Below are 3,903 nucleotides of genomic sequence, written 5' to 3'. Positions count from 1 at the left end.
CCACCGCCCACCACCACGCCACCGCCGACCACTCCGCCGGCCGGGGCCAAGCAGATGGAGAAGCTGGACCGGGGGCTGGTCAGCGTCCGCTCGGGTACCGGCAACCTGCTCTCCTGGCGGCTGCTCGGCACCGAGACCTCCGGGGTGTCGTTCAACCTCTACCGGGGCGGTACCCGGGTGAACGGCAGCCCGATCACCGGCGCCACCAACCACCTCGACGCCGGGGCGGCAGCCGGTGCCGCCTACACGGTCCGCGCGGTGGTCGGCGGCGTGGAACAGCCCGACTCCGCGCCGGCCCTGCTGTTCACCAGCGGCTACCTCGACGTGCCGATCCAGGCCCCGCCCGGTGGCACCACCCCGAGCGGCGAGGCGTACACCTACGCGGCGAACGACGCCTCCGTCGGTGACCTGGACGGCGACGGCCGGTACGAGATCGTGCTCAAATGGGACCCGTCCAACGCGAAGGACAACTCGCAGAGCGGGTACACCGGCAACGTCCACGTCGACGCCTACACGCTCACCGGTACCCGACTCTGGCGCATCGACCTGGGCCGCAACATCCGGGCCGGGGCGCACTACACCCAGTTCCAGGTGTACGACTACGACGGCGACGGGGACGCCGAGGTGGCCATGAAGACCGCCGACGGCACCCGCTCCGGTACCGGCCAGACCATCGGCTCCGCCTCCGCCGACCACCGCAACTCCTCCGGCTACGTCCTGGCCGGCCCGGAGTACCTGACCATGTTCGACGGCCGGACCGGCGCCGCCCTCTCCACCGTCGCCTACGACCCGCCCCGGGGCACCGTCTCCTCCTGGGGCGACAGCTACGGCAACCGGGTCGACCGGTTCCTGGCCGCCACCGCCTACCTGGACGGCGAACGCCCCTCGCTGGTCATGGCCCGGGGCTACTACACCAGGGCGGTCGTCGCCGCCTGGGACTTCCGCAACGGCACCCTCACCAAGCGGTGGACCTTCGACTCCACCAACTCCGGCAGCGGCGCCGCGTACGGGCAGGGCAACCACAACCTCTCCGTCGCGGACGTGGACGTCGACGGCAAGCAGGAGATCGTCTACGGCTCGGCGACCATCGACGACAACGGCACCCTGATGTACGCCACCGGCTTCGGGCACGGCGACGCCCTGCACGTCGGTGACCTGATTCCGGCCCGCGCCGGCCTGGAGGTCTTCACCATCCACGAGTCGGGCAGCGCCCCGGCCGCCGACGTGCACGACGCCCGGACCGGGCAGATCATCTGGCAGCGACCCCACAACGGCGGTGTCGAGGGTCCGGGTCGGGGCGTCGCCGGGGACATCCACGCCGGCAGCCCGGGCGCCGAGTTCTGGGGCGCCGGCACCACCATGACCAACCTGTTCGACACCGCCGGTACGTCGGTCGGGCGTAGCCCGTCCTCGGCGAACTTCCTCGCCTGGTGGGACGGCGACACCACCCGCGAGCTGCTCGACGGCACCCGGATCGACAAGTACGGCACCAGCGGCGACACCCGACTGCTCACCGGCAGCGGCGTGTCGTCGAACAACGGCACCAAGTCCACCCCGGCGCTTTCCGGTGACCTGTTCGGCGACTGGCGCGAGGAGGTGGTCTGGCGGACCACCGACAACACGAAACTGCGGATCTACAGCACCCCGACGCCGACCACCACCCGGATCCACACCCTCATGCACGACCCGCAGTACCGGGTCGCCGTCGCCTGGCAGAACACCGCCTACAACCAGCCCCCGCACCCGGGCTTCCACCTCGGCGCCGGCATGGCCACCCCGCCCACGCCGAACATCTACCTACGATGAGCCGCACCAGGGGCTGAAAAAGGGATGGCACCGGTCCGGTCAGGTGAATCACCCGACCGGACCGGTGCGCCACACCGCGACATCCGCGACCCGTCCCTGACCGACGGATGTCGTACCACCACCGGAAACAACGTTAGCGACGGTGTACGGCGGGCAGGTGTCGCCAGTATGAAGCTGGTGTTTCGCCGCCTCGGACGACCGACGTCGCCCGTCCGCCCGGCGCCACCGGAGGGCCCGCGTTCACCCCCGCCCGGCGCCACCGGACAGCCCGAACCGCTCCGCGACCAGCTCGAACGAACGCACCCGGTCGGCGATGTCGTACACCATCGTGGTGAGCATCATCTCGTCCGCCCCGGTCCGCTCCTGCAGCTGGGTCAACTGGCGGTACACCGTCTCCGGCGACCCCATGGCCTGACCCCGGCGTCGTTCCCGGACGAACTCGCGCTCCAGATCGGTGTACGGGTACGCCGCCGCCTCCTCCGGGGAGACCAGCGGCTCCGGGCGCCCCGCCCGCAGCTTCAGGAACGACAACCCGGCCGGCCCGGCCAGCCACTCCGCCCGCTCGTCGGTCTCCGCGCAGACCACGTTCACCGCCACCATCGCGTACGGCTCGGACAGCCACTCCGACGGGCGGAAATGCTGCCGGTAGAGCGCCAGCGCGGGCAGCGTGTTGGCCGCGCTGAAGTGGTGCGCGAAGGAGAACGGCAGCCCGAGCAGCCCGGCGAGCTGGGCACTGAAACCGCTGGAGCCGAGCAGCCAGACCGCCGGCAGGTCACCCCGACCGGGGGTGGCCACGATCGGCCCCGGATCGGTACCGGTGAAGTAGTTCATCAGGTCCGCCAGCTCGCGCGGGAAGTCCTCCGCCGACAGCCCCTGCCGGGTACGCCGCAGCGCCAGGGCGGTCATCTGGTCGGTACCCGGTGCCCGGCCGATACCCAGGTCGATCCGCCCCGGATGCAGGGCCGTCAGGGTGCCGAACTGCTCGGCCACCACCAGCGGCGCGTGGTTGGGCAACATCACCCCGCCCGAACCGAGCCGGATCGTCCTGGTGTGCGCGGCCAGGTGCGCGATCAGTACCGCCGGTGCGGAACTCGCGATCGCCGGCATGTTGTGGTGCTCGGCCACCCAGAACCGGCCGAAGCCCAGTTCCTCGGTCCGCCGGGCCAGCTCCGTGGTGTGCCGCAGGGCCGCCCCGGCGGAGGTGCCGGCCGCGACCGGAGCAAGATCAAGAACAGCGAGGGGTACGTCGGTCACGCGACTGGTCAACCCACCCGGGTCCGGGATTGTTCCGGGCGCGCGGTGCGCACCCACCTGTCAGGAAGGGCCCCCTCCTATCGTTTCCGGTACAGGAAGGGGCCCTTCCCAACACCTCAGCCCCGGCCCCGGGCCTGCTCGAAGATCAACGACGTCTGGGTGTGCTGCACCACCGGATCCACCGCCAGATGGTCCAGCACGAAGTCCCGCAGCGCATCCCCGGACGCCGCCCGCACATGCAGCACGTAGTCCTCCGCACCCGCCACGTGGAACACCGACACCACCCCGGGCAGCCGCACCGACCGGGCCCGGAACGCGTCCACCGCGTCCCGCGCGTGCGCGGCGAGCCGCACCGACACCAGCGCCTGCAACGGCACCCCCAGCGCCGCCGGATCGATCTCCGCGTGGAACCCCCGGATCGCCCCGCTCTCCCGCAACGCGCGTACCCGGGCCAGACACGTCGACGGTGCCACGCCGACCCGCTCGGCCAGCGCATTGTTCGGAATCCGGCCGTCCGCCGCCAGCACCGACAGGATCGCCCGATCCGTCTCGTCGAGCTGGGCGAAGGGCCGCACATCATTCGGCGCGGTAGGCACGCAACACCGCCTTTCTCGAACAAAATTACGAGTTCGGGGAAAGGAAAGAATTATATGCGGATCAGTTGCGGCATGTTGCCCTGATGTTCGACGCTTCGCGCATGGCCACCGCCGACACCCGCGCCGTGCACGCCGGCCGCGACGACCTCGCCGCCCTCGGCGTACACGTACCACCGATCGACCTCTCCACCACCAACCCCCTGCCCTCGGTCGACGCCGGCGGCGACGCCTACGAACTCCTCGCCAC

3 protein-coding genes are annotated in these 3,903 nt (G+C 71.0%); 1 reads left to right on the top strand and 2 read right to left on the bottom strand.

Annotated elements, in window-relative coordinates; translation table 11 throughout:
- On the top strand, positions 1 to 1,806 hold a 1,806-nt coding region (locus GSF22_RS31725; protein ID WP_280117015.1), incomplete at its 5' end, for a rhamnogalacturonan lyase.
- Positions 1,807 to 2,046: 240 nt separating this feature from the next.
- On the opposite strand, the gene GSF22_RS31720 is transcribed toward GSF22_RS31725, so the two are convergent.
- A complete protein-coding gene (locus GSF22_RS31720) occupies positions 2,047 to 3,060 on the bottom strand; it encodes an LLM class flavin-dependent oxidoreductase (protein ID WP_208817594.1) in 1,014 nt (337 codons plus the stop codon).
- Positions 3,061 to 3,176: 116 nt separating this feature from the next.
- Positions 3,177 to 3,656 carry an Lrp/AsnC family transcriptional regulator gene (locus tag GSF22_RS31715; RefSeq protein ID WP_208817593.1) on the bottom strand — a complete coding sequence of 160 codons (480 nt, stop codon included), beginning with the start codon at positions 3,654 to 3,656 and terminating at the stop codon, positions 3,177 to 3,179.
- Between the last annotated feature and the right edge of the window lie 247 nt (positions 3,657 to 3,903).

Source organism: Micromonospora echinofusca (assembly GCF_017614955.1).
Lineage (GTDB): Bacteria > Actinomycetota > Actinomycetes > Mycobacteriales > Micromonosporaceae > Micromonospora > Micromonospora echinofusca_A.
This window is presented reverse-complemented; position numbering and strand designations above follow the sequence as displayed.